General features: G+C 62.8%; 21 protein-coding genes and 3 pseudogenes. 10 read left to right on the top strand and 14 right to left on the bottom strand.

Translation table 11 applies throughout. The annotated features are described in order from the left end of the window. Positions 1-44: 44 nt before the first annotated feature. The 3 genes from AAEZ08_RS17080 to AAEZ08_RS17070 are packed head-to-tail and all read right to left on the bottom strand — an operon-like array spanning position 45 to position 3,621. On the bottom strand, positions 45-1,532 hold the full coding sequence (locus AAEZ08_RS17080; RefSeq protein ID WP_500124746.1) for an MFS transporter: 1,488 nt from the start codon (positions 1,530-1,532) through the stop codon (positions 45-47). 14 nt (positions 1,533-1,546) lie between these two features. Continuing rightward, the gene (locus AAEZ08_RS17075; protein ID WP_003281670.1) at positions 1,547-2,005 is read right to left on the bottom strand and encodes a universal stress protein; all 459 of its coding nucleotides are present in this window, start codon (positions 2,003-2,005) and stop codon (positions 1,547-1,549) included. 14 nt (positions 2,006-2,019) lie between these two features. Next, positions 2,020-3,621, bottom strand: a complete 1,602-nt coding sequence (locus tag AAEZ08_RS17070) for an MFS transporter (protein WP_003281671.1) — start codon at positions 3,619-3,621, stop codon at positions 2,020-2,022. Positions 3,622-3,946: 325 nt separating this feature from the next. Here AAEZ08_RS17070 and AAEZ08_RS17065 point away from each other — a divergent pair, with 325 nt between their 5' ends. The 4 genes from AAEZ08_RS17065 (at position 3,947) to AAEZ08_RS17050 (ending at position 8,187) form a co-directional block, all read left to right on the top strand. After that, on the top strand, positions 3,947-5,866 hold the full coding sequence (locus AAEZ08_RS17065; protein WP_500124745.1) for a histidine kinase: 1,920 nt from the start codon (positions 3,947-3,949) through the stop codon (positions 5,864-5,866). Next, on the top strand, positions 5,844-6,452 hold the full coding sequence (gene narL / locus AAEZ08_RS17060) for a two-component system response regulator NarL (RefSeq protein ID WP_003281675.1): 609 nt from the start codon (positions 5,844-5,846) through the stop codon (positions 6,450-6,452). The genes AAEZ08_RS17065 and narL overlap by 23 nt, the downstream gene beginning before the upstream one ends. Positions 6,453-6,626: 174 nt before the next feature. Further along, entirely contained in the window at positions 6,627-7,412 is a 786-nt protein-coding gene (locus AAEZ08_RS17055; protein ID WP_058063799.1) for a type IV pili methyl-accepting chemotaxis transducer N-terminal domain-containing protein, read from the top strand. A 79-nt stretch (positions 7,413-7,491) separates the two neighbouring features. Further along, positions 7,492-8,187, top strand: coding sequence for a Crp/Fnr family transcriptional regulator (locus tag AAEZ08_RS17050; RefSeq protein ID WP_003281678.1), 696 nt, complete (start codon positions 7,492-7,494; stop codon positions 8,185-8,187). A 6-nt stretch (positions 8,188-8,193) separates the two neighbouring features. On the opposite strand, the gene AAEZ08_RS17045 is transcribed toward AAEZ08_RS17050, so the two are convergent. Beyond that, positions 8,194-8,733, bottom strand: coding sequence for a DUF4345 domain-containing protein (locus AAEZ08_RS17045; protein WP_003281679.1), 540 nt, complete (start codon positions 8,731-8,733; stop codon positions 8,194-8,196). 191 nt (positions 8,734-8,924) lie between these two features. On the opposite strand from AAEZ08_RS17045, the gene AAEZ08_RS17040 reads away from it, so the two are divergent. Both AAEZ08_RS17040 and ypfJ read left to right on the top strand, forming a co-directional pair. After that, positions 8,925-9,359: a DUF411 domain-containing protein gene (locus AAEZ08_RS17040; protein WP_058063798.1), complete on the top strand. Its 435-nt coding sequence runs from the start codon at positions 8,925-8,927 to the stop codon at positions 9,357-9,359. Positions 9,360-9,490: 131 nt separating this feature from the next. Further along, positions 9,491-10,348, top strand: a complete 858-nt coding sequence (gene ypfJ, locus AAEZ08_RS17035; RefSeq protein ID WP_102821077.1) for a KPN_02809 family neutral zinc metallopeptidase — start codon at positions 9,491-9,493, stop codon at positions 10,346-10,348. A 290-nt stretch (positions 10,349-10,638) separates the two neighbouring features. Here ypfJ and AAEZ08_RS17030 read toward each other — a convergent pair whose 3' ends face one another. From AAEZ08_RS17030 to AAEZ08_RS17020, 3 genes are all read right to left on the bottom strand, one after another. Beyond that, entirely contained in the window at positions 10,639-11,229 is a 591-nt protein-coding gene (locus tag AAEZ08_RS17030) for an HAD family hydrolase (RefSeq protein ID WP_500124744.1), read from the bottom strand. After that, entirely contained in the window at positions 11,226-12,095 is an 870-nt protein-coding gene (tesB, locus tag AAEZ08_RS17025; protein ID WP_003281685.1) for an acyl-CoA thioesterase II, read from the bottom strand. Before tesB ends, AAEZ08_RS17030 begins: the two co-directional genes overlap by 4 nt. Before the next feature lie 75 nt (positions 12,096-12,170). Continuing rightward, positions 12,171-12,722 carry a GNAT family N-acetyltransferase gene (locus tag AAEZ08_RS17020; RefSeq protein WP_058063796.1) on the bottom strand — a complete coding sequence of 184 codons (552 nt, stop codon included), beginning with the start codon at positions 12,720-12,722 and terminating at the stop codon, positions 12,171-12,173. A 69-nt stretch (positions 12,723-12,791) separates the two neighbouring features. On the opposite strand from AAEZ08_RS17020, the gene AAEZ08_RS17015 reads away from it, so the two are divergent. Next, positions 12,792-13,712, top strand: coding sequence for a histone deacetylase family protein (locus AAEZ08_RS17015; RefSeq protein ID WP_500124743.1), 921 nt, complete (start codon positions 12,792-12,794; stop codon positions 13,710-13,712). 53 nt (positions 13,713-13,765) lie between these two features. Continuing rightward, on the top strand, positions 13,766-15,019 hold the full coding sequence (locus AAEZ08_RS17010) for a TIGR03862 family flavoprotein (protein ID WP_014821526.1): 1,254 nt from the start codon (positions 13,766-13,768) through the stop codon (positions 15,017-15,019). Positions 15,020-15,064: 45 nt separating this feature from the next. Here AAEZ08_RS17010 and adhP read toward each other — a convergent pair whose 3' ends face one another. The 3 genes from adhP to rhlE1 form a co-directional block, all read right to left on the bottom strand. Continuing rightward, positions 15,065-16,087, bottom strand: a complete 1,023-nt coding sequence (gene adhP / locus AAEZ08_RS17005; protein WP_014821527.1) for an alcohol dehydrogenase AdhP — start codon at positions 16,085-16,087, stop codon at positions 15,065-15,067. A gap of 277 nt (positions 16,088-16,364) precedes the next feature. Then, entirely contained in the window at positions 16,365-16,670 is a 306-nt protein-coding gene (locus AAEZ08_RS17000) for a DUF2845 domain-containing protein (RefSeq protein WP_003281694.1), read from the bottom strand. A 63-nt stretch (positions 16,671-16,733) separates the two neighbouring features. Beyond that, positions 16,734-18,059, bottom strand: a complete 1,326-nt coding sequence (gene rhlE1 / locus AAEZ08_RS16995) for an RNA helicase RhlE1 (RefSeq protein WP_500124742.1) — start codon at positions 18,057-18,059, stop codon at positions 16,734-16,736. Between the two features lie 205 nt (positions 18,060-18,264). On the opposite strand from rhlE1, the pseudogene AAEZ08_RS16990 reads away from it, so the two are divergent. Both AAEZ08_RS16990 and rimA read left to right on the top strand, forming a co-directional pair. Then, positions 18,265-19,953 (top strand): annotated as a pseudogene (locus AAEZ08_RS16990) (cation:proton antiporter). A 99-nt stretch (positions 19,954-20,052) separates the two neighbouring features. Beyond that, positions 20,053-20,866, top strand: a pseudogene (rimA, locus tag AAEZ08_RS16985) (S6 modification regulatory phosphodiesterase RimA). 3 nt (positions 20,867-20,869) lie between these two features. On the opposite strand, the gene AAEZ08_RS16980 reads toward rimA, so the two are convergent. The 4 genes and pseudogenes from AAEZ08_RS16980 to AAEZ08_RS16965 all read right to left on the bottom strand — a co-directional run bounded on the left by AAEZ08_RS16980 (position 20,870) and on the right by AAEZ08_RS16965 (position 25,208). Beyond that, on the bottom strand, positions 20,870-21,550 hold the full coding sequence (locus tag AAEZ08_RS16980) for a type 1 glutamine amidotransferase domain-containing protein (RefSeq protein WP_003281698.1): 681 nt from the start codon (positions 21,548-21,550) through the stop codon (positions 20,870-20,872). Between the two features lie 122 nt (positions 21,551-21,672). After that, entirely contained in the window at positions 21,673-22,437 is a 765-nt protein-coding gene (locus tag AAEZ08_RS16975; protein WP_500124766.1) for a methyl-accepting chemotaxis protein, read from the bottom strand. 93 nt (positions 22,438-22,530) lie between these two features. Beyond that, positions 22,531-23,562 (bottom strand): annotated as a pseudogene (locus AAEZ08_RS16970) (cache domain-containing protein); the annotation flags it as partial. A 185-nt stretch (positions 23,563-23,747) separates the two neighbouring features. Further along, positions 23,748-25,208 (bottom strand): sodium-dependent transporter, encoded by a 1,461-nt coding sequence (locus tag AAEZ08_RS16965; protein ID WP_500124741.1) that lies wholly within the window; start codon positions 25,206-25,208, stop codon positions 23,748-23,750. Positions 25,209-25,279 lie beyond the last annotated feature (71 nt).

Raw genomic sequence — 25,279 nt, 5'->3', positions numbered from 1 at the left:
GCTTGCGCCAGCCGAGGTGGCTGGCGCATTCGTTCGGTGCAACGTCAGGACGCGAGCTTCTGGCGGGCCTCCAACTCGCGATCGACGCTGGATACGTAGTACTCGTCGGAGAACGCCCCCTCGGGCTCCTTCAGCCAGAGCAGGCAGAGCCCGAAGCTGACGAACGCACCGGCGGCAATCACCATGAAGAACTGCGAGGGGGTCACGAAGGTGTAGAGGGTCAGGTAGCAGACGGCGCCGACGTTGCCGTAGGCCCCGGCCATACCGGAGATCTGCCCGGTGACGCGGCGCTTGATCGACGGGATGATCCCGAAGGTCGCGCCTTCGGCGCCCTGGACGAATACCGAGCAGAGCACGGTGATCGCCACGGCCACGATCAGCGGCCACTTGGAGTTCATCAGGCCCATCAGCAGGAAGCCGACGGCGATCCCCAGCATGTACGCCAGCATCACGAAGCGACGGTTACCGAAGCGGTCGGAGACCAGGCCGCCCATGGGCCGCGCCACCAGGTTCACGAAGGCGAAGGAGGCGGCGATGATGCCGGCGGTGGTCGGCGTCAGCCCCCAGGTCTGCTCGAAGAACATCGGCAGCATCGACACCACCGCCAGCTCGGCACCGAAGTTGGCGAAGTAGGTGGAGTTCAGCGCAGCCACGGTGTTGAAGGGGTACTTGTCGTCTTCCGGCACGCCCTTCTTCAGGATCGGCACGTTGACCCGCAGGATCTGCACCACCTGAAACACCACCACCAGCACGATCGCCGCGTAACAGATCAGCGCGCCAGTGGAGCCCAGGTAGCCCATGCCCTCGACGCGCCAGACCAGGACAGCGAGCACACCGACCATGGGAATGGTCCAGATGATCAGCTTGATCATGTCGGCCCAGGTGCTGACTTCCAGCGCACTGGCCTTGTGCGGCTTGCGGTGCACGGTGCCGGCGGGGCCGTCGGTAATGGCGAACCAGTAGTAGACGCCATACAGCGCCATGATGATGGCCGAGCTTGCCGTAGCCCAACGCCAGCCTTCCGGGCCACCGAAGGCATGGATGGCGATGGCCGGCAGACTCATGGCGGCAGCAGCGGAACCGAAGTTGCCCCAGCCGGCGTAGAAGCCCTCGGCAAAACCGATGTCCTTTGGCTTGAACCACATGGCGGTCATATGGATGCCAACCACGAAGCTGGCGCCGATGGAGCCGAGGATCAGCCGCGACACCAGCAGCTGGGTGCGGCTATCACCAAAGGCGAAAAACAGCGCGGGCGCCGCCATCGTGACCAGCAGCACCGAGAACACCCGGCGCGGCCCCCAGTGGTCGAGCGCCATGCCGACCAGAATCCGCGCAGGAATGGTCAGCGCGACGTTGGCGATAGCGAACAGCTTGAGGTCTTCGGGCGTCAGCCAGTTCACGCTTTTCAGCATGCTCGAGGCCAGCGGCGCCATGCCGAACCAGACGAAGAAACAGATGTAGAAGGCAATCCAGGTCAGATGCAGAGCACGGACTTCGGGGCGCTTCCATTCGAACAGCGTAGAAACTCTCATGTTGAGCTCCTCACTCAGGGGCAGGCTTGAATCAGGACCGGGCAAGGCGCCCGGCGGGCCAGGAAAGCGCTCACGCTGCCGAAGGTCATGTAGTCGAGCTCGTCGACCAGCAGATTCAGCGAGCGGGAAATGAAGCCGCCGTCCGGTTCGTTTGAATGCCGCGCAATCACCAGCAGGTCGGGCTTCTTGTGCTCGGCCGCCTTGAGAATCATCTTGCGGGCGTCGCCTTCGGCGAGAATCACGTCGGCGTCCAGGCCGAAGGCGCTGACCTTGTCAGCCGCCTCCTGCAGGAAACCGCGGAACTCGTTGCGCTCGCGCTCGTAAAGCTCGACGGCCGAATCGCTGGTGTCACGGGTCTCTTCCACCACCCCGACCAGCATGATCAGCGGCTTGAGCGGGCCGAACATGTCGAGGGTGGCGTCCAGGGCTTTCCTGGCGTTACGCGAGTTGTCGTAGGCAATCATGATCTTCATAACGCACTCCAGACTCAGGGGTTCTTCACGTAGGCGTTGGGGCGCAGGTAGAACCACCAGTTGAGGATCAGGCACAGCGCGCAGAAGACAGCGAAACCGTACATGGCCACTTCGGGAGTACCGGCCTTGACCTGTTCGCCGATCACGATCGGGGCGACGAAGGAGCCGTAGGCGGCAACGGCCGAGGTCCAGCCGAGTACCGGGCCGGCCTTCTCGCGGTCGTAAATCACGCCGATGGTGCGGAAGGTGGAACCGTTGCCGATGCCGCTGGCAGCGAACAGCACCAGGAACAGCACCAGGAAGAGGAAGAAGAACTCTTCAGGCTGGGTCGAGCCGTAGGCTTGCTGCATGACATAGCCGGCCGCGACCGAGGCGATCACCATCACCACCGAGACGATCTGAGTGACGATGGAGCCTCCGACCTTGTCGGAAATCCAGCCGCCCAGCGGACGAATCAGGGCGCCGATGAACGGGCCGATCCAGGCGTAAGTCAGGGCGCTAGGCGCATTCGGATTGACGACGCGGGTGACGGTGCCGTCCGCGGCCACTTCGTTCATGAAGCCGAAGATCACGGTGATCGACAGCGGCAGCGCCATCGAGAAGCCGATGAAGGAGCCGAAGGTCAGGATGTAAAGGATGCTCATCGACCAGGTGTGCTTGTCGCGGAAGATCGCGAACTGACGCTTGATGTTCGGGCTGATGCTGCCTGGCAGCATGCGCAGCATGCCGAGGGTCAGGCCGATGGTGAGCAGCATTACTCCCCACATGTTCAGCACGCCAAGGCCTACAGGTGCCGGCAGGTAGAGGTACAGGCCAACCGCAGCGGCAGCGAAGGCCACGGCGTAGAGGCCAATAATCTTGCCGAAAGCGTTCAGCGGATAACCCGGTGTCGGCGAAATCACCAGCAGGTTGTTCATGCCCTTCCAGCCAGCGAAGGCCAGCGGAATCAGGAACAACAGCCACACCCAACCGGCGTTCTGAATCCAGGTTTCAGTACCGGCGGGGATCTTGCCAATCAGCGTACCGCTGTCCTTGAGCAGCTCCATCGGCGCACCGGCGAAGACTCCGAACACGCCGGCGGTCATCACCAGCGGAATCAGTATCTGCATGGTGGTAACGCCGAAGTTGCCCAGGCCGGCGTTCAGACCTAGAGCCAGGCCCTGCTGATTCTTCGGAAAGAAGGTGCTGATGTTGCTCATGGAGCAGGCGAAGTTGCCGCCGCCGATGCCGGAGAGGAAAGCCAGCAGCTGGAACACCCACAGCGGCGTGTCCTGACTCTGCAGCGCAATGCCCGCACCGGCAGCCGGAATCATCAGCAGCGCGGTGGTCAGGAAGATGGTGTTGCGTCCGCCGGCGATGCGGATCATGAAAGACGCCGGGATGCGCAGGGTGGCACCGGTAAGGCCGGCGATGGCGGTCAGGGTGAACAGCTCTGCGGGCTCGAAGGGAAACCCCAGGTTGAGCATCTGTACTGTGACGATGCCCCACATCAGCCAGATGGCGAAACCCATAAGCAGACTCGGGATGGAAATCCAGAGGTTGCGATTGGCGATCCGCTTGCCGGTGGTGTCCCAGAACTTCTGGTCCTCCACGTCCCACTTTTCGATATTGCTCATGGTCGATCCTCTTGGCGCCAAGACCCTGCTTGCATAGGCAGCGGGATCAGGAATGGCTCGCACGCTAAGCGGGAGGGATCGATCCGAATTTGACTCAGGTCAATACACGGCTAGTGGCATTTTGCTTGACAACACATTTCTACCTCCTACGAGGTATCTCGCATACACCAAATAAAATCCTTAAATATCAGCTAGTTAAAAGAAATAACACGGTCCCCTTTCACCTCTTCAAACTGACTCAAATGCATTGTGAGTACACCCCCGGCCATGGCCAGCGCTTGCCACAAAGCGCAGAATGAGGCACCGCCCGACCGACGATTCGACCATGCCCCTTTCCGAAAGCGAGCAGCTCTCAACCCGCCATTCGATCGTGTTCAACACGTTGGTGGCCTTCGTGGTGATCATCGGTTTTTCGCTGGTCAGCATGCTAGCCAGCCTGTACCTGGCGGACGCCCTGGAAGGCGATGCCGAGGCCATCAATCAGGCCGGAAGCCTGCGTATGCAGGCCTACCGACTGGCCTTCACCGCCGAACACGGTCCGCACGAACTATTTGAAGAGCGCATAGAAATGCTGGAACGCACCCTGCGTTCGTCTTCCCTGCGCTCGGCGCTACATCGGCATGGCTCGACCGAGTTGCCCGCGCTACATGCCGGCGTGTTGCAGCACTGGGTGGAACGCATGCGGCCACTGCTCGACGCGCAACCCGCGCAGGTCGACGACTACCGTCGAGAGGCACCGGAGTTCGTCAGTGAGCTGGACGCCTTCGTGCGCACCCTGCAGGAGGCATCCGAGGGCAAGCTTGGCGTCATCCGCGCGCTGCAGGCCGGCACGCTATTCGTCATCGTGCTGATCGCCTTCGTGCTGATCTATGGGTTGCACAACAACCTGGCGTCGCCGCTGCGTAGCCTGACCAAGATGGCCCGCGACATTGGCAAGGGGGACTTCAGCGGCCAGGTGCAGATCCCCGGCGACACAGAGCTCAGTCTGCTGGCACGCACGTTGAACCAGATGAGCCAGGAACTGGCTGGTCTTTACGCGGAAATGGAGCAAAAGGTCGATGACAAGACGGCCGCACTGACTCGCAGCAACGCCACCCTGCAACTGCTATTCAACAGTGCACGGATGCTCTACAGCCAGCCGGACGATCCCTCGCAGATGATGGGCTCGCTACTGGCCAAGGTGCAGCAGATCCTTGGCACCGGGCCGATCTCGCTGTGTCTGAATCGCTCGGCGGAGGCCGGCAGCCACACCGCAATGACCTCGCGCGATCTGCAACCGCCGGAGTACTGCAAGCTGCCGCAGTGCGACGTTTGCCCGGCCAACCAGACCGGTCGGCTGCCCAGCGGCGAGGAGCTGATGACCTTCGAGCTGCGCTCCGGCCAGGACGATCTGGGCTCGCTACGCGTCGCCCATCCGGCAGGCGAGCCGCTGGAATCCTGGCAGACGCTGCTACTGACGACCCTGGCCGACCTCTTCGCCGCTTCGCTGAGCCTGGCACAGCTGGGCCAGAAGCAGGCGCGCCTGGCGCTGATGGAGGAGCGTGCGGTGATTGCTCGCGAACTGCATGATTCCCTCGCCCAGGCGCTGTCCGCACAGAAGCTGCAACTGGCGCGCCTCAAGCGCCTGATGCAGAAGGAAAGCAGCCAGGCGCAGCTGGACGACAGCGTGCAGCAGATCGATCAGGGCCTGAACGCGGCCTACCGACAGCTGCGCGAACTGCTGACCACCTTCCGCATCAAGGTCAACGAACCAGGACTCAAACCGGCCCTGCAGGCGACGATAGAGGAATTCAGTGCCAACTCTGGCCTGCAGATCGAGAACGACTACCACCTCGATCATTGCCCGCTGACGCCAAACGAGGAAGTGCACTGCCTGCAGATCATCCGTGAAGCCCTCAGCAACGTGGTCAAGCATGCGGAAGCGAACCACTGCTGGTTGAGCCTGACGCAGGACAGCATCGGCACCATCCACGTAAGGATCGACGATGACGGCATCGGCATCCGGCCTGAAGAACAGCGCGCCGGCCACTACGGCCTGATCATCCTGCAAGAACGCGCCAGCAGCCTGAACGGCAATATCAGCATTGGCCTGCGCCCCGCTGGCGGCACTCAGGTGCACCTGAGATTTCCCCCCGCCTATCGACACATTCCCCTGAAACAGGAGCCTGTCACGCATGAACGAAGGGACAACCACACGAATCCTGCTGGTCGACGACCATCCCATGATGCGTCGGGGTCTGCGTGACCTGCTGGATCTGGAAGACGATCTGGAAATGGTCGGCGAAGCGGGCAACGGCGAAGACGCCATCCGGCTGGCACTGCAGATCGAGCCTGACCTGATCCTGATGGATCTCAACATGCCAGGCATCGATGGCCTGGAAACCACCCGACGCATGCGCGACGCGGACATCGATGCCCGCATCATCATGTTCACCGTTTCCGACGAGCAGAGCCATGTGCTCGAGGCGTTGCGCAACGGCGCCGATGGCTACCTGCTCAAGGACATGGACGCCGAACAGCTGATCGAGCAGATCCGCATCGCCGCCACGGGACGCATGGCACTCAGCCCCGAGCTTACCCAGGTACTCGCCGAGGCCATCCGGGTGCGCCCGAAACCTTCCGGCCAGGTGCAGTTTTCCAACCTGACCAAGCGCGAAAAGGAGGTCCTGCGGCTGATCGCCAAGGGCCAGAGCAACAAGATGATCGCGCGCAAGCTGGGCATCACCGAAGGTACCGTCAAGGTCCACGTGAAGAACCTGCTGCACAAGCTGGGGTTGCGATCGCGAGTCGAGGCGGCGGTCTGGGTACTGGAAAACGAAGCGAAGGGCTGACGGAGAACGACTCGGCTGCGCCAGCGATTCTGTGCGCAATCGCTCAACCCGGAACACTGCTTCGAAGACCTTGACGATCATCAATGCCATCGCTGCGAAGCGCTCTATCGTCTCGACCTTGCCGAGCTGACCGAGCGGTCAGCATCGCGCCCGCCCGGACGTAAGGAGCGCCCCATGTTCAAGATTCTGCTACCCACTTCACTGCTGCTTGCCCTGTTGGCCACCAGTCTTCCCGGCCAGGCCGCGATCAGCGATGCCGAAGCGGTCAACCGTGCCGGCATGCAGCGCATGCTCAGTCAGCGCATCGCCAAGAGCTACCTGATGATCGGCACCGACACTCGGGTCGACCTCGCCGCCAGCCAGCTCGACAGCAGCATTGCCAGTGTCGAGGAAAATGCCCAGCTGCTCGATGAATACGCCCCCAACGACGGCATCCGTAAGGCACTGAGCGAGGCCACGCAAACCTGGAACCAGTATCGCCAGGTAGCGCTCACGCGGCCGGATCGCGAACAGTCCGCCGAACTATTGCGCCTGGCCGAGCGCTTTCTCGGGCAAAGCGAGGCTCTGGTGCAGGAAATCGAGCGTCATAGCGGCAATCAGGCTGCCCGCCTGGTCAACCGCAGCGGGCGCCAGCGCATGCTCAGCCAGCGCATTGCCATGCTTTACCTGGCCATGACCTGGAAGCTACCGGAGCAGCGCCTACGCGGCGACTTCGACGCGGCGGTAGCAGAGTTCGAACGCGGCCTGGATGAACTGAACAAGGCCCCGCAGAACACTGAGCAGATCAACCGCCAGCTCGATCAGATCGGCGCACAATGGCGTTTCGCCCGTGCCGGTTTCAGCCTGGCAGACGACGCGCGCTTCGTGCCGACGGTGATCGTTACTACCAGTGATTCGCTGCTGCGCAAGATCGAACAGCTGACGATGGACTATGAGCGCCTGGCCGGAAGCAGCCGCTGAGGTCCTACCTCTCTGCCCAGAAAGAGGTATGGTTTGGCGGCGCGGTGCAACCTAGCATGCCCCTATCAAAAGGAAGGGGATGGCCATGCTGACAGGCTCTGCAGTGCTCAATACGTTGCGCCGTCATCATCTATTCAGCGGGCTGGCCGAAGCCGCCCTGCAGGACATAGCCGCACATACCACGGTCAAGCGTCTGCCGGCCGGCTGTACGCTGTTCCACCAGGGCGACGCTGCTGAGCACTTTCACGTGCTGATCAACGGCCAGGTCAAGCTGCACCGGGTCACCTGTGATGGTCAGGAGAAGGTCATCGAGGTGGTCCGCCCCGGTGAAGCCTTCGCCGAAGCGATGCTGTTCAACAAGCTTCCCGAACATCCGCTGAGCGCCACCACTCTCAAGGAAAGCCTGGTGCTCAATGTGCAGAACAGCCACTACCTGCGCTTGCTCGAAACCCAGCCACAATTGTGCATGCAGCTGCTCAGCAGCCTTAGCGCACGGCTGAACCAACGGCTGCATCAGATCGACAGCCTGACCTCGTCGAATGTCAGCCAACGGGTGGTGCGCTACCTCTTTCAGGAGCTGCAGGCAGCACGCAGCGGCGTAATCGACCTGGACATGCCCAAGCGGCTGATTGCCTCGCAACTGGGTATTCAGCCGGAAACGCTGTCTCGCATCCTGCACCGCCTGACCGACGCCGGACTGATCGCCGTCCAGCGCCGGCGCATCGAAATTCTCGACCACCTGAGTCTCTCGGCTTACCTCGACGCTGCGGCCTGACCACCGTCAAGCGTTCGGATCGCCGCGACGAAATGGCTGTGGTGCAACCTCCGCTGGCGCGGGTTCGATTGGCGGCGGCACATCGCCGAGCTTGAAGGGTTTCGGTGGCTCGCTGGCCAGCCTTCGGGCGGCAGGCGCAATGCGCTCCGGTTCAGGCTCCGGGCGCTCGCGAACGAAATACCAGGCCGCCCCAGCGAGCGCGGCAGCCAGCACGCGATAGAACAGCGAGGCCAGGTCGAAGCCGACCAGCTCGCCGCCGTCCAGCCAGAGCGATACCAGTCTGCCCAGCACCAGCGCCGACATGGTAATCATCAGCATCATCAGCGCCGGGCGAGCTCGTTCGGGCGCACGCGCAGCCCAGATCAGGAACAACGCCAAGCCAAGTTGCAGGCCACCGTAGTAGACCCGCATGTGACTGACAGACGCGCCCTCCATCAACAGCATGCCGTTCAGATTGGCCATCTCGTAGGGACGCAGCCAGTAGGCCAAGCTCAGGCTGGCCATAACCAGCGCCTGCACAAGCAGAACGAAACGGGCAAAACGCATCGAAAACTCTCCTGATGAACGACTCGCTATACCGGTTGGCATGGGACTGTCATGTGACCGGTTTGTTCGGCGTTGGTTGACGCGACCGACCGTCTAAAAACCGCCGCCATTGAGACGTTCGCATAACGACCGTGCCTTGGGCATGGCTGCAAGCCGGCGTATTCTGGAGCTCTCGCCTGTCGGAGATTGTTATGCGCCGCCTTCTACTTCTTCCATTTCTTCTCGTTGGCCTCGCTCAGGCTGCCGACCCCATCGCCATCGACGTCTATCGCGATCCCAACTGCGGGTGCTGCGAGGAGTGGATTGACCATCTGGAAGACAACGGTTTTGCAGTGACCGATCACGTGGTCAATGACATGACCTCGGTGAAGATGGAGCACGGCGTGCCGCACCGTCTCGGCTCGTGCCATACCGGTGTGATCGACGGAAAATTCGTCGAAGGCCACGTCCCGGCCGCGGACATACTCAAGCTGCGCGCCCGCCCCGATCTGATCGGCGCCGCCGTGCCTGGCATGCCGATCGGCTCGCCAGGCATGGAAATGGGTGAGCGCAAAGACGCCTTCAAGGTCATCGGCATCAATAAGGATGGCAAGGAAAGCGTACTTACCGAATACCCGGGCGACTGATCAATCGCCTCATCACGAACGCATGCGTCCCTCGCTGCAGCTTTTTCGTGTGCAACGGGTCTTAACGGGAGGCGGTCGCCGCTTCGGTGCTGCTACAACTCAATCCTGTTAACCGTTCAAAGGGGCTCCTCATGCGCTGGAATCGTGGCCGACGCAGCGACAACGTAGTGGACGCCAGGGGCCGCAGCGGCATGCGCCTCGGTGGCGGCCTGGGACTGGGCGGCATCGCCATCGTCGTGATCATTGGCCTGCTTTCCGGCCAGGACCCAATGCAGATTCTCGGCCAGCTGGCCAACCAGAGCGGGCCTGCCGTCTCCCAGCAAGGGCAGCGTCCAGCAGGCGACGATCCGCAGGTCGAGTTCGTGCGTGCCGTACTCGGTGATACCGAAGACACTTGGCGCGCCCTGTTCCAACAGAACGGCGGGCAGTACCGCGATCCGACACTGGTGCTGTTTCGCGGCGGCGTGAACTCGGCCTGCGGCTTCGCCAGTTCCGCAGTGGGCCCGTTCTACTGCCCTGGGGATCAGCAGGTCTATCTCGACCTGCAGTTCTTCGACGAGATGGCACAGCGCTTCTCCGCCAGTGGCGATTTTGCACAGGCCTATGTCATTGCCCATGAGGTCGGCCACCACGTACAGACCCTGCTCGGCGTTTCACAGCAGATGCACGCTGCCCGCCAGCGCGGTGCGAAGATGGAGGGCGACAACGGCCTGCTGGTTCGCCAGGAACTGCAGGCCGACTGCTTCGCCGGTGTCTGGGCATACCACGCGCAGCAGCGGCATGACTGGCTGGAAGAAGGTGATCTGGAAGATGCGCTGAACGCAGCCAATGCCATCGGCGACGACAACTTGCAAAAGCGCAGCCAGGGCCACGTGGTCCCAGACGCCTTCACCCATGGCACGTCCGCACAGCGGGTGCGCTGGTTCCGCGACGGTTTCGAGCATGGCGACCCGGCGCGCTGCGACACCTTCAAGGCAGCACGGCTATAAGCAGTAACATCGGTGGGCTAAAGCCCACCCTACCCCCCGAAGCCAGCGCTTTCTGACCAAGGGCGCTCACGACGTATAGGGTTTGGTTGCGCAGCTTCGTATAAGCCGTCTCAGCCCACGGGCCTGCGGGATTTCGTAGGGTGGGCTTCAACCCACCAACCGCACCACCAACGGCATCGGCGGGCTAAAGCCCACCCTACCTGCCTTCTAATGCACGGATTACTGGAGCCCGCAATAGGTGGCAGCACCGTAAGCAGATGCTGCTTTTCCATCCAGCTATCGAGCCGGCGTCAAGCCAAGAGCTCGTGCAGCACCCGACAATCGCGCGCGTACAGGTCGGTCAGCTCCGGCCACTCATTGTGCGGCATGTTGACCAGCACCCCGCGCGCGCCGGCAGCTCTGGCGCACTCCAGGTCGAAGCGGTAATCGCCAACCATCAGCATCGCCGATGGTGCCACGCCCCAACGCTCGGCTAGCTGCAGCAGGCCGCCCGGGTGGGGTTTGGGCGGCGCTTCGCCGCGACCAAGGATGTCCTCGGGAAGAAAACAGTCGCCCATGCCGACCACTTCCAGAGTGACCTTGGCCAGCTCGTGGGCATTGCGGGTCAGGACGCCGAGACGGCAACCGCGATCACGTAGTGCATGCAACAGCTCGCGAGCACCGTCTGCCGGCTGCGCCGCATAGGCCAGCTCACGCTCATGCTCGAGCAGCCAGGCGTGCTTCGCCGCCGCCTGCTCCGCCGGCAACGCCGCCAGGTGATGCAGGATGTCATCCTCTTCGGGGATCTCCAGTGCACGGCGGATGGCGGCAAAGTCATGCACGGCAATGGTCAGGGTGCCGTCCATATCGAATACCCAGTGACGGACGTCGGCGACTCTCACATCCAGTCCTCGCGCACGCGGATCAACCCTTCCTGCGCTACCGATGCGACCAGCTCGCCCTGACGATTGAAGATACTGCCGCGGGCGAAGCCGCGCGCATTGCCTGCCCATGGGCTGTCGATGGAATACAGCAGCCAATCATCCAGTTTCACCTCGCGATGGAACCAGATCGCGTGATCGAGGCTGGCCAGCTGGATGAACTTGCTCCACGAGCTGACGCCGTGCGGCTGCAGCGCCGTGCCAATGAAACTGAAATCCGAGGCGTAGGCCAGCAGATACTTGTGCAGCGCCGGGCTGTCGGGTAGCGAACCATCGGCGCGGAACCAGAGATGACGGACCGGCTCAATGGGCTGCGGATTCGCAGGGTCGATCAGCGTCACTGGGCGAATCTCGATTGGCTTTGGCCTGCGCAACTTCTCCATCACGCGTTCTGGCACCATCGGCGACAGTTTGTGCAGCAACTCCCACTCACTGGGCAGCTCATCCGGCCCGACCACGTCCGGCATCGGCAACTGATGTTCGTAGCCGCTTTCCTGGGCCTGAAACGAGGCGATGCCGGTAAAGATGGTTTGCCCCTTCTGGATCGCACTGACCCGACGCGTGGTGAAGCTACCGCCGTCACGCACGCGATCAACGTCATAGACCACGGGCTGATGCGAGTCACCAGGGCGCAGAAAATAACCATGCAGCGAATGGACATGACGCTCCGGCGTCACCGTCTGGCTCGCGGCGGAGATGACCTGACCCAGCACCTGACCGCCGAACAGCTGCGGAAAACCGAGGTCCTGGCTGGCGCCGCGGAACAGGTTCTCCTCGATACGTTCCAGCGTCAGCAGGTTGACCAGGGCGTCGAGTATCTGGGTCATTTCGGGGTCCTTGGGAGGCGTGCGTAGGGGCGCGTCATGTTACGGATTTCGCCGGCAGCGCTCCAGCGAGCCTGCTCATTGTTGCCAATCGTCCCGCTGCAATCGATAAAGCACCTGAGCGTACAGTGGGTGTTCGGGCGGAACGCCAGGGTGAGTAAAGGACATGGTCTGCTCCGGGCGCATGCCAAGCCCCTCCATCAGCTGCCTGGCCGGTTCGTTAAGGTGGGCCGCAGAGGCGACCACCTCGTCCAGCTGCAAATCGTCAAACGCGCACTTCAACACTGCCTGTGCGGCCTCGTGAACCAGGCCTTGCCCCCACTGATCGCAGGCCACCGCCCAGACCAACTCGGCCGAGGGCGACGACGGCAGCGTGCGCCAGGTCAGGCCACAGTAACCAATGAACACACCATTGTCCTTGCGCTCCAGCGCCCAAGGCCCGAACCCATGTCGCAGCAAGTGCAGGCGACTGCGTACCAACAAAGCCGCGCTCTGGTCACGCGACAACAACGCCGGGCTGTAGCGCATCACCTCCGGATCAGCGCAGAGCTGCGCCAACGGCCCCAGGTCTTCGTCGTGCCAGCTGCGCAATCGTAGGCGAGGGGTTTCGAGTGCGATTCGATCGGCCATCCGAGCTCCTTGAGCGCGTTGACGGCCAGCCTGCATACTGCGGCGCACATCCACCGAACGCGCGGATTCATGTCGCTTCCCCTGGTTTATCACGACGATTACAGCCCGCCACTGCCGCCGGGCCACCGCTTTCCCATGGAGAAGTTTCGTCTGCTGCGCGACCATCTGGTCGCATTGGGTTTGACCACGGACGAGGCGCTATTGCGCCCGGAGTTGTGCAGCCAGGACATTCTGGCCCTCGCTCACGCCCCCGATTACGTCACCCGCTACTGCAGCGGAGAAATGAGCCGCGACGAGCTGCGTCGCCTCGGCCTACCCTGGAGCCCGGAGCTGGCGCAGCGCACCGTACGCGCGGTAGGCGGCTCATTGCTAGCGGCGGAACAGGCGTTGCAGCATGGCCTGGCCTGCCATCTGGCCGGCGGCACCCATCATGCCCATCACGACCACGCGTCCGGATTCTGCATTTTCAACGACCTTGCGGTAATCGCGCTCTATCTGCTGGAAAGCGGACGTGTTGGTCGCGTGCTGATCTTCGATTGCGACGTGCATCAGGGCGACGGCACCGCGCGCATCCTGGAAAACGTGCCGGATGCGGTGACCATTTCGCTGCACTGCGAAAAGAACTTCCCTACGCGCAAGGCCCACAGCGACTGGGATATCCCGCTGCCACCCGGCATGGGCGATAAGGCCTATTTGAAGGTCGTGCACGACACTCTGAACTACCTGCTGCCAATCTATCAGCCGGACCTGGTGCTCTACGACGCCGGCGTGGACGTGCACCGCGATGATGCCCTGGGGCTGCTCTCGCTGACCGACGCAGGACTCGCCGCCCGCGACAGCGCCGTGCTGGATCACTGTCTGGGCCGCAACATCCCCGTGGTCGGCCTGATCGGCGGCGGCTACGACAAGGACCGCGTCCTGCTCGCACGCCGCCATGCCACCCTGCATGTCAGTGCCGCCGCGGCGTGGCAGCGCCACGGGCTCGGCTGAGCACCCGCCAGCGGCTACAATGCCCGCCCCGTGATGTTTGCCAGGCTGCTGCCATGACCCCGCCCGCCCCCTCCTATAGTGTCGCCATCATCGGCGGCGGCCCTGCCGGCCTGATGGCCGCCGAAGTGCTCGGCCAGGCGGGCGTCAGCGTTGATCTGTACGACGCCATGCCGTCGGTGGGCCGCAAATTCCTTCTGGCCGGAGTCGGTGGCATGAACATCACCCACGCCGAGGACTACAGCGCATTCGTTGGTCGCTACGGCGAGCGGGCCGAACAACTGCGACCCCTGCTCGACGCTTTTTCCCCAGGCGCACTGCGCGATTGGATTCACGGGTTGGGTATCGACACCTTTGTCGGCAGTTCCGGCCGGGTATTCCCAACCGACATGAAGGCCGCGCCGTTGCTGCGCGCCTGGCTAAAGCGCCTGCGTGAAAACGGCGTACGCATTCATACCCGCCAGCGCTGGCTGGGCTGGGACGACCACGGCGCGCTGCGTATCGCCGGTCCGGAAGGCGAAATCCGAGTCGACGCGCACGCCACCCTACTCGCCCTCGGCGGCGGCAGTTGGGCGCGCCTGGGCTCGGATGGCGCCTGGGTGCCGCTGCTCGCGGCCCGCGGCGTTGCGATCGCGCCGCTGCAGCCGGCCAACTGCGGCTTCGAGGTGCAAGACTGGAGCGCCCATCTGCGGGACAAGTTCGCCGGCGCTCCGCTAAAGACGGTCAGCCTTGCCCTCCCTGGATCAGCCCCGCGTAAAGGTGAGTTCGTACTGACCGCAACGGGCATCGAGGGCAGCCTTGTCTATGCGCTCTCGGCGCCGATCCGCGAAACGATCAACCGTGACGGCGCCGCCACCGTGCTGCTCGACCTACTGCCGGATCGCACTCAGCCACAGATTGCCAGCGCCCTGGCCAAACCGCGAGGCTCGCAGTCAATGGCCAAGCACTTGCACCGTCAGCTGAAGCTCGATGGCGTCAAGGCTGCGCTGTTACGGGAGCTGACGGATGCGGCAACCTTCCAGGAACCGCAGGCCCTGGCCACGGCGATCAAGGCCCTGCCCATCCGCCTGCTGCGCCCACGCCCGCTGGACGAGGCCATCAGCAGCGCCGGTGGTGTGCCGTTCGAAGCGCTGGACACCAACCTGATGCTACAACAGCTGCCCGGCGTATTCTGCGCCGGCGAGATGCTTGACTGGGAAGCCCCCACCGGCGGCTACCTGTTGACCGCCTGTTTCGCCAGCGCCCGTGCCGCGGCCGAGGGCATGCTGCGCTGGCTGCAAAACAACAGGGTCACAGCCGCAAAGGGTTGAGCGAAAGATAGACCGCGGCCGAACCAGTCGGCCGCGTGAGGAGTGTTACATCTTCATCACGATTCGACCTTCGATGCGCCCGGCCCGCATGTCATCGAGGATCTGATTGATATTGTCGAGGCTGTCGGTGTGGATGGTCGACTTGACCAACCCTTCGCCGGCAAAGTCCAGCGCCTCCTGCAGGTCGGCGCGGGTGCCGACGATAGAGCCGGTGACGCTTATCGCCTTGAGCACCACATCGAAAATCGGCGTAGGGAAATCTCCCGGCGGCAGGCCAACCAGCGCTACGGTTCCGCGCCGACGGGCCATGCCAATGGCCTGACCGAAGGCGCTGTTGGATACGGCAGTCACCAGTACGCCGTGAGCCCCGCCGATGTCGCGCTGCACCACTTCCACGGGGTTTTCCGTGCGTGCGTTGATGGTCAGATTGGCACCCAGACGCTTGGCCAGCTCGAGCTTGGCATCGTCCACGTCCACTGCCACCACGTGCAGCCCCATGGCCTTGGCGTATTGCACCGCGACGTGGCCAAGGCCGCCAATACCGGAAATGACCACCCATTGGCCGGGTCGGGCACCCGTGACTTTAAGGCCCTTGTAGACGGTGACCCCTGCACACAGGATCGGCGCAATCTCGTCGAACTCGACGTTCTTCGGCAGGATGCCGACGTAGTTCGGGTCAGCCAGTACGTACTCTGCATAACCACCGTTCACCGAGTAACCGGTATTCTGCTGGCCTTCACAAAGCGTTTCCCAGCCGGTCAGACAGTGCTCGCAGCAGCCGCAGGCGGTGTACAGCCAGGGTACGCCGACGCGATCGCCCTCTTTCACGCGCGTGACGCCGGCGCCAACGGCGGAGACATGGCCCACACCTTCATGGCCAGGGATGAATGGCAACGCCGGCTTGACCGGCCAGTCGCCCTCAGCGGCGTGGAGGTCGGTGTGGCATACACCGGAGGCGGCGATCTTTACCAGGATCTGTCCTGGGCCGGGCATCGGCACCTTGACTTCCTCGAGGCGCAGCGGCTCGCCAAAGGCGTGGACCACTGCTGCTTTCATGGTTTGGGTCATGGGCTTGCTCCTTCATTCGGGACGTTCGAGTCTGCATTGGGCAGACCGGAGCAAGCCTAGACCCAGATCAATCATCACGCGACGCTCTAGACCGCCCGTCGAGCGGTTATTGGCCGCATATCCGACGGCCGCGGCCCGAGGCAGACCTATTGCTGGCGACCGCCTAACTGGTGACCCGAAGATGTGGATAGTGATCGGCGCCGACGCCCAAGCGGGCCCGGCCTGAGCCACGCCGCAACGGCAGATTCATGTTTAGCCCGCTCAGCGTATCCACGCCCTAGGGCTTACGCTCCATGCGGATTTCAACCAAGCTGCCGTCGATGAAGCGCAGGTAGTAGTTCGCACCATTTCGCGGGCCGTATACCCAACGGTCGATCCTGACGGCGCCCGGTTGCACGACACCGTCGCTGCGCAGCGATGGCCCCTCGGACGTTTCACTATCGGCAGGGCCGCACTTGGTCTCGACCTGCTCGCGGGTGTCGTTCAGGTGAACCAGGCGGGTGCCACACCTCATCGAGGCCTCTGCAGCAGCACCTAACATCGAGCCTGCGAGCAGGATCACCACGGTCGTCTTGCTTCTCATGACTGGTCTCGTCATACGCAGCCTCTTAGGGCCTGGCCCGAAAAGCTAAGTAGCCCATATTCTTCAGCGCTTCTTGCCCGGCTTGCCACCGCCCAGGCTCGGCACCTTGCGGATGGGTTTGGCATTGGGCTTTTCGCTTTCATCGAACCAATTGCCGAGGTGAATCTTGCCCTTGCCGCCGCCGTCCTTGGGCTTTTTCGGTTTCTTCGGCTTCTTGATGATCTGCCCACCCAGCGTGGTGGTCGGCACACGATGGTCAGGCACGAAGCCCAGCTCGTCGTGGCGCTGCAGCACCTGGTTGATCAGCGTTTCGATGGCGGCGAGCTGATCGACCTCATCGGCACTGACCAGCGAAACCGCCTCGCCCGTGGCGCCGGCGCGACCGGTACGGCCGATGCGGTGCACGTAGTCCTCGGCGACGATCGGCAGGTCGAAGTTGACCACCTGCGGCAGCTCGTGGATGTCCAGCCCGCGCGCGGCGACATCGGTCGCCACCAGCACCTGCACTTCGCCAGCCTTGAAGCGCTCCAGCGCACGCAGCCGCGAGGCCTGTGGCTTGTCGCCGTGGATCGCATCGCTGGAAATGCCCGCAGCCTGCAGCTCGTCCACCAGCTGATCGACGCCCTTGCGCGTTTTGACGAACACCAGCACCTGGCCCCAGCGCTTCTCCGCCAGCAGATGCAGGAACAGCTCGCTCTTGCGTTTCTTGTCCACCGGCACCAGCCACTGCTTGACCGTCTTCGCCGCGGCGTTGCGAGGGCTAACCTCGACCGACAGCGGGTCGCGCAGCAACTCGCGGGCCATCTGCCGGATCGCATCGGAGAAGGTCGCTGAGAACAGCAGGGTCTGGCGCTTCTTCGGCAGGGCTGAAAACAGCTGGTCCAGCTCTTCGGCGAAGCCCAGATCGAGCATGCGGTCGGCTTCATCGAGCACCAACGCCTGCAGCTGGGCGAAGCCCACGGCGTTCTGCCGGTAGAGGTCGAGCAGGCGACCGGGCGTGGCCACCAGCACGTCGATGCCCTTGCGTAGCGCCATCATCTGCGGATTGATGCTGACCCCACCGTACACCGCGTAGGTACGCAGCGGCAGGTTCTGGCCGTAGACACGAAAGCTCTCGTGAACCTGCTCGGCCAGCTCGCGGGTTGGCACCAGCACCAGCGCACGCACCGAATTGCTCGCCACCTTGGCGCCTTCCATGGTCAGGCGCTGCAGCAACGGCAGGGCAAAACCGGCGGTCTTGCCGGTGCCGGTCTGCGCCGCGGCCATCAGGTCACGGCCCTTGAGCACGGCGGGAATGGCCTCGGTCTGCACCGGCGTCGGCTTGCGGTAGTCGAGGGTTTCCAGGGTCCGCAGCAGCGGATCGATCAGGCACAGGGAGGCGAAGGTCATGGCAGGCTCGCAGCGCCAATTCGGCGGGGTGAAAAAAGGACGGATTCTAGCAGCAGGCCCGCACTGCTCGCTCGCAGGTATGCGCCCAAAGCACCCACGGCGACAGGCGAGGCTTTGCGGATTTTCCATCATCCGACGGTAGCGGTGAGCGGCGCGCTGCCGCAGGATAGGCGCGGCGCTGAATCTCACCTGTACAGAGTCAACGATGGAAGCGCTGCTCGCCCACGGCCCCTTTGCCGAATTCGCCATGTTGCTGATCATCTCAGCGGTTGTCGGAGCAATTGCCGTAAGCCTGCGCCAGCCGCTGCTGATCTCCTACATCGTGGTCGGCATCCTGCTCGGTCCGGCGTTATTCGGCCCGGTCAACGCCGCAGACCAGATCCACCTGCTGGCCGAGATCGGTGTTGCCGTACTGCTGTTCGTGGTCGGGCTCAAGCTCGACCTCGCGCATATTCGCAATATCGGGCCGGTGGCATTGGCTACGGGGCTCGGGCAGCTCACCTTCACCATCATCTTCGGCTTCGCACTCACGCTGCTGATGGGCAAGAGCACGATGGAAGCGATTTACATCGCTGTGGCGCTGACCTTTTCCAGCACCATCATCATCGTCAAGCTACTCTCGGACAAACACGAACTGGATTCGCTGCACGGGCGCATCGCGGTCGGTTTTCTGATCGTCCAGGACCTTGCCGTGGTACTGGCGATGATGACCATGAGTGCCCTGCGCGGGGCCGGCGATGCCGGTTGGGTCGAGGTCAGCGGTTCACTGCTGCTGCGCCTGGCGGGTGCTGCGGTGCTGATGCATGTATTGATGCGCTATGTGCTGCCAACCCTGGTCAGCCGCATGGCGCGCTCACAGGAACTGCTGCTGATCTTTGCCATCGCCTGGGGCACCGGGCTGGCCGCGCTGGGCGATTACATCGGTTTCAGTAAGGAGGCCGGGGCCTTTGTCGCCGGTTTTTCGCTGGCCTCGACCGCCTATCGCGAAGCGATGAACGCACGCCTGACCGGTATCCGCGATTTCATGCTGCTGTTCTTCTTCATCGACTTGGGCGGCAGGCTGGATTTCTCCACCCTCGGCAACGAGATCCTGCCGGCCGTCGTGCTGGCGTTGTTCGTGCTGATCGGCAATCCGCTGATCGTAATGGCGATCATGGGCTACATGGGTTATCGCAAGCGCACCGGCTTTCTCGCCGGCCTGACCGTGGCGCAGATCAGCGAGTTCTCCATCGTCTTCGTCGCCATGGGCATCACCCTCGGCCATGTCGGGCCGGAAGCGCTGGGGCTAACGACACTGGTCGGGCTGGTGACGATCATGCTCTCGACCTACATGATTCTGTTCTCGCATCCGCTGTATGAACGCCTGGCACCATGGCTCGACGTGTTCGAGCGCAAGCGTCCGTACCGCGAACTGGAAGTGGAGGCGCAAGGCCGACCGGATGGCCACCCGCGCATCATCGTCTTCGGCCTTGGCCGTTACGGTTCGCGCCTGCTGCAGCAGCTGGCCGATGCACGCATACCCGTACTCGGTGTGGACTTCGATCCAGAAGCGGTGCGCACGCTACGCCGTTGCTAGCTGCCGGTGCGCTTTGGCGATGGCGAGGACCCGAGCTTTCTCGAATCGCTACCGTTGCAGCATGCCGAATGGGTGGTCACCAGCTTTCCGCAGTGGGAAGCCAATCGCGCCTTTCTGCATGCCCTCAAACATGCCGGTTTTCAAGGCAAGATCGCCGGCGTGGTGCGGGATGACCAGCATGGCAAGGCACTGGATGCGGCCGGCGTTGCCCGGGTACTCAATCCCTTCACCGATGCGGCCGACTTCGCCGCGCGCAGCCTGATCGAGGAGCTGGACGCCAAGCCTCAGACACCAACACCGCCTGCCGTGGCGGGCTGAAGGCTGCTGCATGCGCAACATTGGTAGACCAGCGGACTTCAGTGATCGGCTGCACAGCCGCTAACTTGCTATTAGCCCGGCTCAAAATTGAGTGCGCCCATGACATCAAGCAACACCAGCGACAAATCCAGCTCCCGACACCTACGCCTGCCACGGCGCGAGCGAGCACGGTGCCTGCCCCAGCTGCGCCAGTGGCGAGCGCCTGGGCTTCGCCTTCAGCTATGCCTTTCAGCCGATCATCGATCTGCACAGCCGACAAATCTTCGCCCATGAGGCGCTGGTGCGCGGCGTCGGCGGCGAGCCTGCACCCACCGTGCTGTCACAAGTCACCGAGCAGAACCGTTTCCGCTTCGACCAGGCCGGCCGGGTCAAGGCAATCAAGACCGCGTCCAGGTTGAGCATGCAAAGCAAGCTGTCGATCAATTTCATGCCCAACGCGATCTACCGCCCCGAGCTGTGCATTCGTTCGACGCTGGAAGCCGCCCGTGCCCACGACTTTCCAATCGAGCAAATCATCTTCGAGACCGTCGAGGGCGAGCGCATCAGCGATGGCAAATGGCTGACCGAAGTGTTCCGCGAATACCAGCGCATCGGCTTTCTCACCGCCATCGATGACTTCGGTGCGGGCTTTGCCGGGCTCAATCTGCTGGCCGATTTCCAGCCGGACATCATCAAGCTGGACATGGGCCTGATCCGTGGCATCGATCAGAGCCGCACGCGCCAGGCCATCGTCCGGGCGACAGTGCGGATGTGTGAGGAGCTGGGTATCCAGGTGATCGGCGAAGGCGTCGAAACCGCCGGCGAATGCAGCGCTCTGTTCGACCTCGGCATTCACCTGATGCAGGGCTATCTGTTCAGCCGGCCGTTGTTCGAGGCCTGCGGCCAGGCGGAACAGCTAGCCTGGCCGCAGTGAGTATCAGCCGCGCAACAGCTTGAGCAGTTCCTCTGCCGCCGCTTCCGATGAGGCCGGGTTCTGCCCGGTCACCAGCAGCCCGTCCACCTGCACATAGGGCGCCCAGTCCGCTCCCTTGCTGTACTGGCCGCCACGCTCGCGTAGGCGGTCTTCGAGCAGGAACGGCACCACGTCGGTCAGCTCCACACCGGCTTCCTCGCCATTGGTGAAGCCGGTGACGCGCTTGCCCTTGACCAGGTATTCGCCATCCTTGCCGCGCACCTCGGTCAACGCCGCTGGTGCATGGCAGACCGCGGCCACCGGCTTGTCGGCCTTGACGAAGGATTCGATCAGCGCAATGGAGGTCGGGTTGTCCACCAGATCCCACAGCGGGCCGTGGCCACCGGGGTAGAACACCGCGTCGAAATCCTCGGCCGAGACCTGATCCAGACGATAGGTGTTGGCCAGCAGCGTCTGCGCCTCGCCATCCCCGTTGAAGCGCTCGGTGGCCTCGGTCTGGGCATCGGGTTCGTCGCTCTTCGGATCGAGCGGCGGTTCGCCACCCTCGGGCGACGCGAGCACCACCTGCGCGCCGGCATCCATGAAGACGTAATACGGCGCGGCGAATTCCTCCAGCCAGAAGCCGGTCTGTTTGCCGGTGTCACCCAGCTGGTCGTGGGACGTGAGCACGATAAGAATTTTCATGGAGCCTCCTTGTTGAAGCGCGACGTGAACAGTTCTGACTGTCGTCACGGGCACATTGCTCCGCTGCCAAATCACATCCATGAAAAAGGGCGCCGCAGCGCCCTCGAATAACACCGTTAAGGTCAGATACGGAAGCTGTCCACCAGCTGCTTGAGCCGTCGCGCCTGCTGATCCAGATCGCCACAGGCACGCAGTGTCGACTGCAGGTTTTCCACGCCCTGCTGGTTCAGCGTGTTGATCTCGGTGATGTCCATATTCAACGACTCGATCACCGCGGTTTGCTCCTCGGTCGCCGCAGCCACCGACTGGTTCATACCATCGATCTCGCCGATGCGTTGCGTCACTTCGCCGAGACGTTCGCCAGCGCGATCGGCGATGGAGACGCTGGATTCGCTTTGCCGCTGACTCTCGGTCATGGTCTGCACCGAAGCGCCGGCACCGATCTGCAGCTGCTCGATCATCTGCTGGACTTCCTGCGCTGAGCTTTGCGTGCGATGCGCCAGGTTGCGCACCTCGTCGGCCACTACGGCAAAGCCGCGTCCCGCTTCGCCGGCCCGTGCAGCTTCGATGGCGGCGTTGAGCGCCAGCAGGTTGGTCTGCTCGGAAATACCCTTGATCACTTCGAGAATCTGCCCGATGTCGACGGTCTTGGCATTGAGTGTCTCGATCTGCACGCAGGACGCGCTGATCTTGGCCGACAGCTCGCGCATGGCGCTGATGTTCTGCTCGACCACCTGACGGCCGTCTTCGGCCTGGTGTCTTGCACCGCTGGCCTGGTGCGAGGCATCCGCAGCATTACGGGCGATCTCCTGCGCCGCCGCGCCAAGCTCGTTGATCGCAGCAGCGACGCTGTTGGTGCGACTGGCCTGCTCATCGGAGTTGACCATCGACGAGTTGGACGCCGCCAGTACGCGGGCTGCCACTTCGTTGACCTGCTGCGTGGTAGAGGACACCTCGCGGATAGACGTATGAATACGCTCGACGAAGCGGTTGAAAGCCGAGGCCAATTCGCCGAACTCGTCTTTCGACTGCACCGCAAGGCGCCGGGTCAGGTCGCCCTCGCCTTCGGCGATGTTGGCCATCGCACGGCCCATGTCGGTAAGCGGACGCATCAGTACACGAATCAGCATGCCCAGCAGCAGCAGGATGAACGCCACGGCGGCAACCGTGGCGACCAGCGCGGTGGTACGGAAACTGGTCAGCGCGGCATAGGCCTTGTCACGATCCAGCGAAATACCCACGTACCACTGCACCGAAGGCAGGCCCTTGACTGGGCTGAAGCCGAGGATGCGCGGATTACCCTCAAGCTGCGCCTCGACATAGCCACTACTGAGCGACGGCGTATTCTGCGGGTAAATATCCTGGAGCGACTTCATGACCATCTGCTGATCGGGATGGACCAGCACCTTGCCGTCGCCGCTGACAAGAAAGGCGTACCCCATGCCATCAAAATCCAGCGCGTTGAGCATATCCACCAGAGTTTTCAGGCCTAGGTCGCCACCAACTACACCCGTCGCGCCCTGGCCGCTTTTGACCGGGGTTGCGACTGTCACAACCAGCTCGTTCAGCGCGGCATCCAGGTAAGGTTCGGTCAGCGTCGTGCCATCTGCAGACAGCGCATCCTTGTACCAGGGGCGAGTTCTCGCATCGTAGTCGTCCGGCATGGCCTCGTAAGGGCGGAGGATATAGCTGCCATCGGCTCCGCCGAGATAGGTGAACATGAACGTAGAGGTCAGTGCGCGTTGTTCGAGCAGACTGCCAACAGACTCTGCCGAGTCATCCCGGCCGATGGTCTGCGCAGCGCTTTCCACCAGCAGGATACGGCCTGACAGCCAGTTCTGAATGTTGTGGGCGGTAACCTCGCCCATTTCCCCCAGGTAGCTTTCGAGGTTGGCGCGAATGGCGCTCCGCTGCAGATAATCGTTATAGAGGGTAAACAGCGCAAAAGTTGCGATCACCACTAACGAGGCGGCCAGCAGAATCTTGTGGCTGAACTTGAGATGACTAGACATTTGAGGCGCATCCGAATGACTGAACGGGGTGCTGGCATCCTGCGCACTGTGCATTCCTTTAATCTCAATCACTTTTTCGGCCGTTCCCAAAGAAACTTGACCTACTAGTCGCAATGCGGATGTTTCCCCATAAAAAACGCCAGCCTGCTGGCTGGCGTTCTTCACGCGAAGGGGCCGCGCCGTGGTCAGCGACCGGCCAGTGCCGGCATCACCCGCGGACGCAACATCTCGCCAAGCACCGCCAGCGCACCGATCGCTCCGGCGATCCAGTACCAGCGCTGCAACGGGTCGAAGCCCAGCCAGCCAAGGGCATGCAGGAAGACCATGAGGATCAGCACTGGACAGACATAGCGCACCATGAACAGCCACAGCGCGTAGCCCAGCGGGGGCAGGTTCAGCTCGTCGCGCATGATTTCGCTGCGCAGCGCGTAGCCAGCCAGCAGCACGGTGAAAATCCCGCCCAGCGGCATCATCCAGCGCGAAGTCAGGTAATCCAGCCAGTCGAAGAAGTTCTTGCCCATTGGCGTCCAGCCGGACAGCACGTTGAACGAGAGCATCGCCAGCAGGCTGATCACCAGCAGTACGGAGCCCGAAACCATCGCCGCTTTCAGGCGCGAGATACCATATTTCTCGTTTAGGTAGGCGACGGTGGCTTCGATCATCGAGATCGCCGAGGTCAGCGCCGCGATCGACACCATGGCAAAGAACAGCACGCCAAAGGCCGTACCGAACGGCATTTGCTGGAAGGCCAGCGGCAGGCTCATGAAGATCAGGCCCGGGCCGGCAGTCGGGTCCATGCCGTTGGCGAAGATGATCGGGAAGATTGCCAGCCCAGCCATCAGTGCGACGCAAGTGTCGGCGAGCGCGACCATGAAGGTGGTGCGGGCGATGGACTGGTCGTCCGGGATATACGAGCCGTAAGTAAGGATCGCGCCAGCCGCCAGACTCAGGGTGAAGAACGCATGGCCAAGGGCGGCCAGTAGCGCTTCACCGGTGATCTTCGAGGTGTCGAAGCTGAACAGGAAGGCGAAGCCCTGATCGAAACCTCCGCTGGTGTAGGCGTAGCCCACCAGGATCAGCAGCATCACGGCGAGGCCCGGCATCATCCAGCGCACCGCATTCTCGATGCCCTTCTGCACGCCCTTGGCGACGATCCATAGCGTCAGTAGCGCCACCAACAGGCTCCAGCCGCCGAGCTGCCAGGGGTTGGCGTTGTGCGCCTCGAACACGCCGCCAAGCGCCTCGACGCTGGGTGCAGCCAGCGAGCCATCGAGCATCTTCACCGTGTAGGCGAATGCCCAGCCGGCGACCACGACATAGAAGCAGAGGATCAAAAAGCCGGCCGTCATGGACATCACGCCGACCCCCTTCCACAGCGGGTTGCCATTGTTCTCGCGAACTACCCGGCCGACGGCGTCGATGGGGCTGCCACGGCCGCGGCGGCCGAGGGCGATCTCGCACATCATCACCGGCACACCGATGGCCAGGATGCACAGCAGGTACATCAATACGAACGCACCACCGCCGAACTCGCCGGTGATGTAGGGAAATTTCCAGATGTTGCCCAGGCCCACGGCCGAGCCGGTTGCCGCGAGGATGAAGCCCCAGCGCGACAGCCAGAGGTTCTTCGGTTTTTCACGAGTCATACGTCACCTGTTTGTTGTTATCTGTGACGGGATCGGAACCGCCGCGCTCAGGCGCAGCAGCGTGCAAGGCG

The sequence above is a fragment of the Pseudomonas sp. E45-MNA-CIBAN-0222 genome (assembly GCF_040310405.1).
Lineage (GTDB): Bacteria > Pseudomonadota > Gammaproteobacteria > Pseudomonadales > Pseudomonadaceae > Stutzerimonas > Stutzerimonas stutzeri_AC.
This window is presented reverse-complemented; position numbering and strand designations above follow the sequence as displayed.

Coding starts and splice junctions, on each gene's coding strand:
- AAEZ08_RS17040 (WP_058063798.1), top strand. CDS start 8,925: ATGCGCCGCCTTCTACTTCTTCCATTTCTTCTCGTTGGCCTCGCTCAG.
- AAEZ08_RS17075 (WP_003281670.1), bottom strand. CDS start 2,005: ATGAAGATCATGATTGCCTACGACAACTCGCGTAACGCCAGGAAAGCC.
- rhlE1 (WP_500124742.1), bottom strand. CDS start 18,059: ATGACCTTCGCCTCCCTGTGCCTGATCGATCCGCTGCTGCGGACCCTG.
- AAEZ08_RS17020 (WP_058063796.1), bottom strand. CDS start 12,722: ATGGCCGATCGAATCGCACTCGAAACCCCTCGCCTACGATTGCGCAGC.
- AAEZ08_RS17080 (WP_500124746.1), bottom strand. CDS start 1,532: ATGAGAGTTTCTACGCTGTTCGAATGGAAGCGCCCCGAAGTCCGTGCT.
- AAEZ08_RS16965 (WP_500124741.1), bottom strand. CDS start 25,208: ATGACTCGTGAAAAACCGAAGAACCTCTGGCTGTCGCGCTGGGGCTTC.
- adhP (WP_014821527.1), bottom strand. CDS start 16,087: ATGACCCAAACCATGAAAGCAGCAGTGGTCCACGCCTTTGGCGAGCCG.
- AAEZ08_RS17015 (WP_500124743.1), top strand. CDS start 12,792: ATGTCGCTTCCCCTGGTTTATCACGACGATTACAGCCCGCCACTGCCG.
- AAEZ08_RS17000 (WP_003281694.1), bottom strand. CDS start 16,670: ATGAGAAGCAAGACGACCGTGGTGATCCTGCTCGCAGGCTCGATGTTA.
- tesB (WP_003281685.1), bottom strand. CDS start 12,095: ATGACCCAGATACTCGACGCCCTGGTCAACCTGCTGACGCTGGAACGT.
- AAEZ08_RS16975 (WP_500124766.1), bottom strand. CDS start 22,437: ATGGTCAACTCCGATGAGCAGGCCAGTCGCACCAACAGCGTCGCTGCT.
- narL (WP_003281675.1), top strand. CDS start 5,844: ATGATGCGTCGGGGTCTGCGTGACCTGCTGGATCTGGAAGACGATCTG.
- AAEZ08_RS17050 (WP_003281678.1), top strand. CDS start 7,492: ATGGCCATGCTGACAGGCTCTGCAGTGCTCAATACGTTGCGCCGTCAT.
- AAEZ08_RS17010 (WP_014821526.1), top strand. CDS start 13,766: ATGACCCCGCCCGCCCCCTCCTATAGTGTCGCCATCATCGGCGGCGGC.
- AAEZ08_RS17065 (WP_500124745.1), top strand. CDS start 3,947: ATGCCCCTTTCCGAAAGCGAGCAGCTCTCAACCCGCCATTCGATCGTG.
- AAEZ08_RS16980 (WP_003281698.1), bottom strand. CDS start 21,550: ATGAAAATTCTTATCGTGCTCACGTCCCACGACCAGCTGGGTGACACC.
- AAEZ08_RS17045 (WP_003281679.1), bottom strand. CDS start 8,733: ATGCGTTTTGCCCGTTTCGTTCTGCTTGTGCAGGCGCTGGTTATGGCC.
- ypfJ (WP_102821077.1), top strand. CDS start 9,491: ATGCGCTGGAATCGTGGCCGACGCAGCGACAACGTAGTGGACGCCAGG.
- AAEZ08_RS17070 (WP_003281671.1), bottom strand. CDS start 3,621: ATGAGCAATATCGAAAAGTGGGACGTGGAGGACCAGAAGTTCTGGGAC.
- AAEZ08_RS17055 (WP_058063799.1), top strand. CDS start 6,627: ATGTTCAAGATTCTGCTACCCACTTCACTGCTGCTTGCCCTGTTGGCC.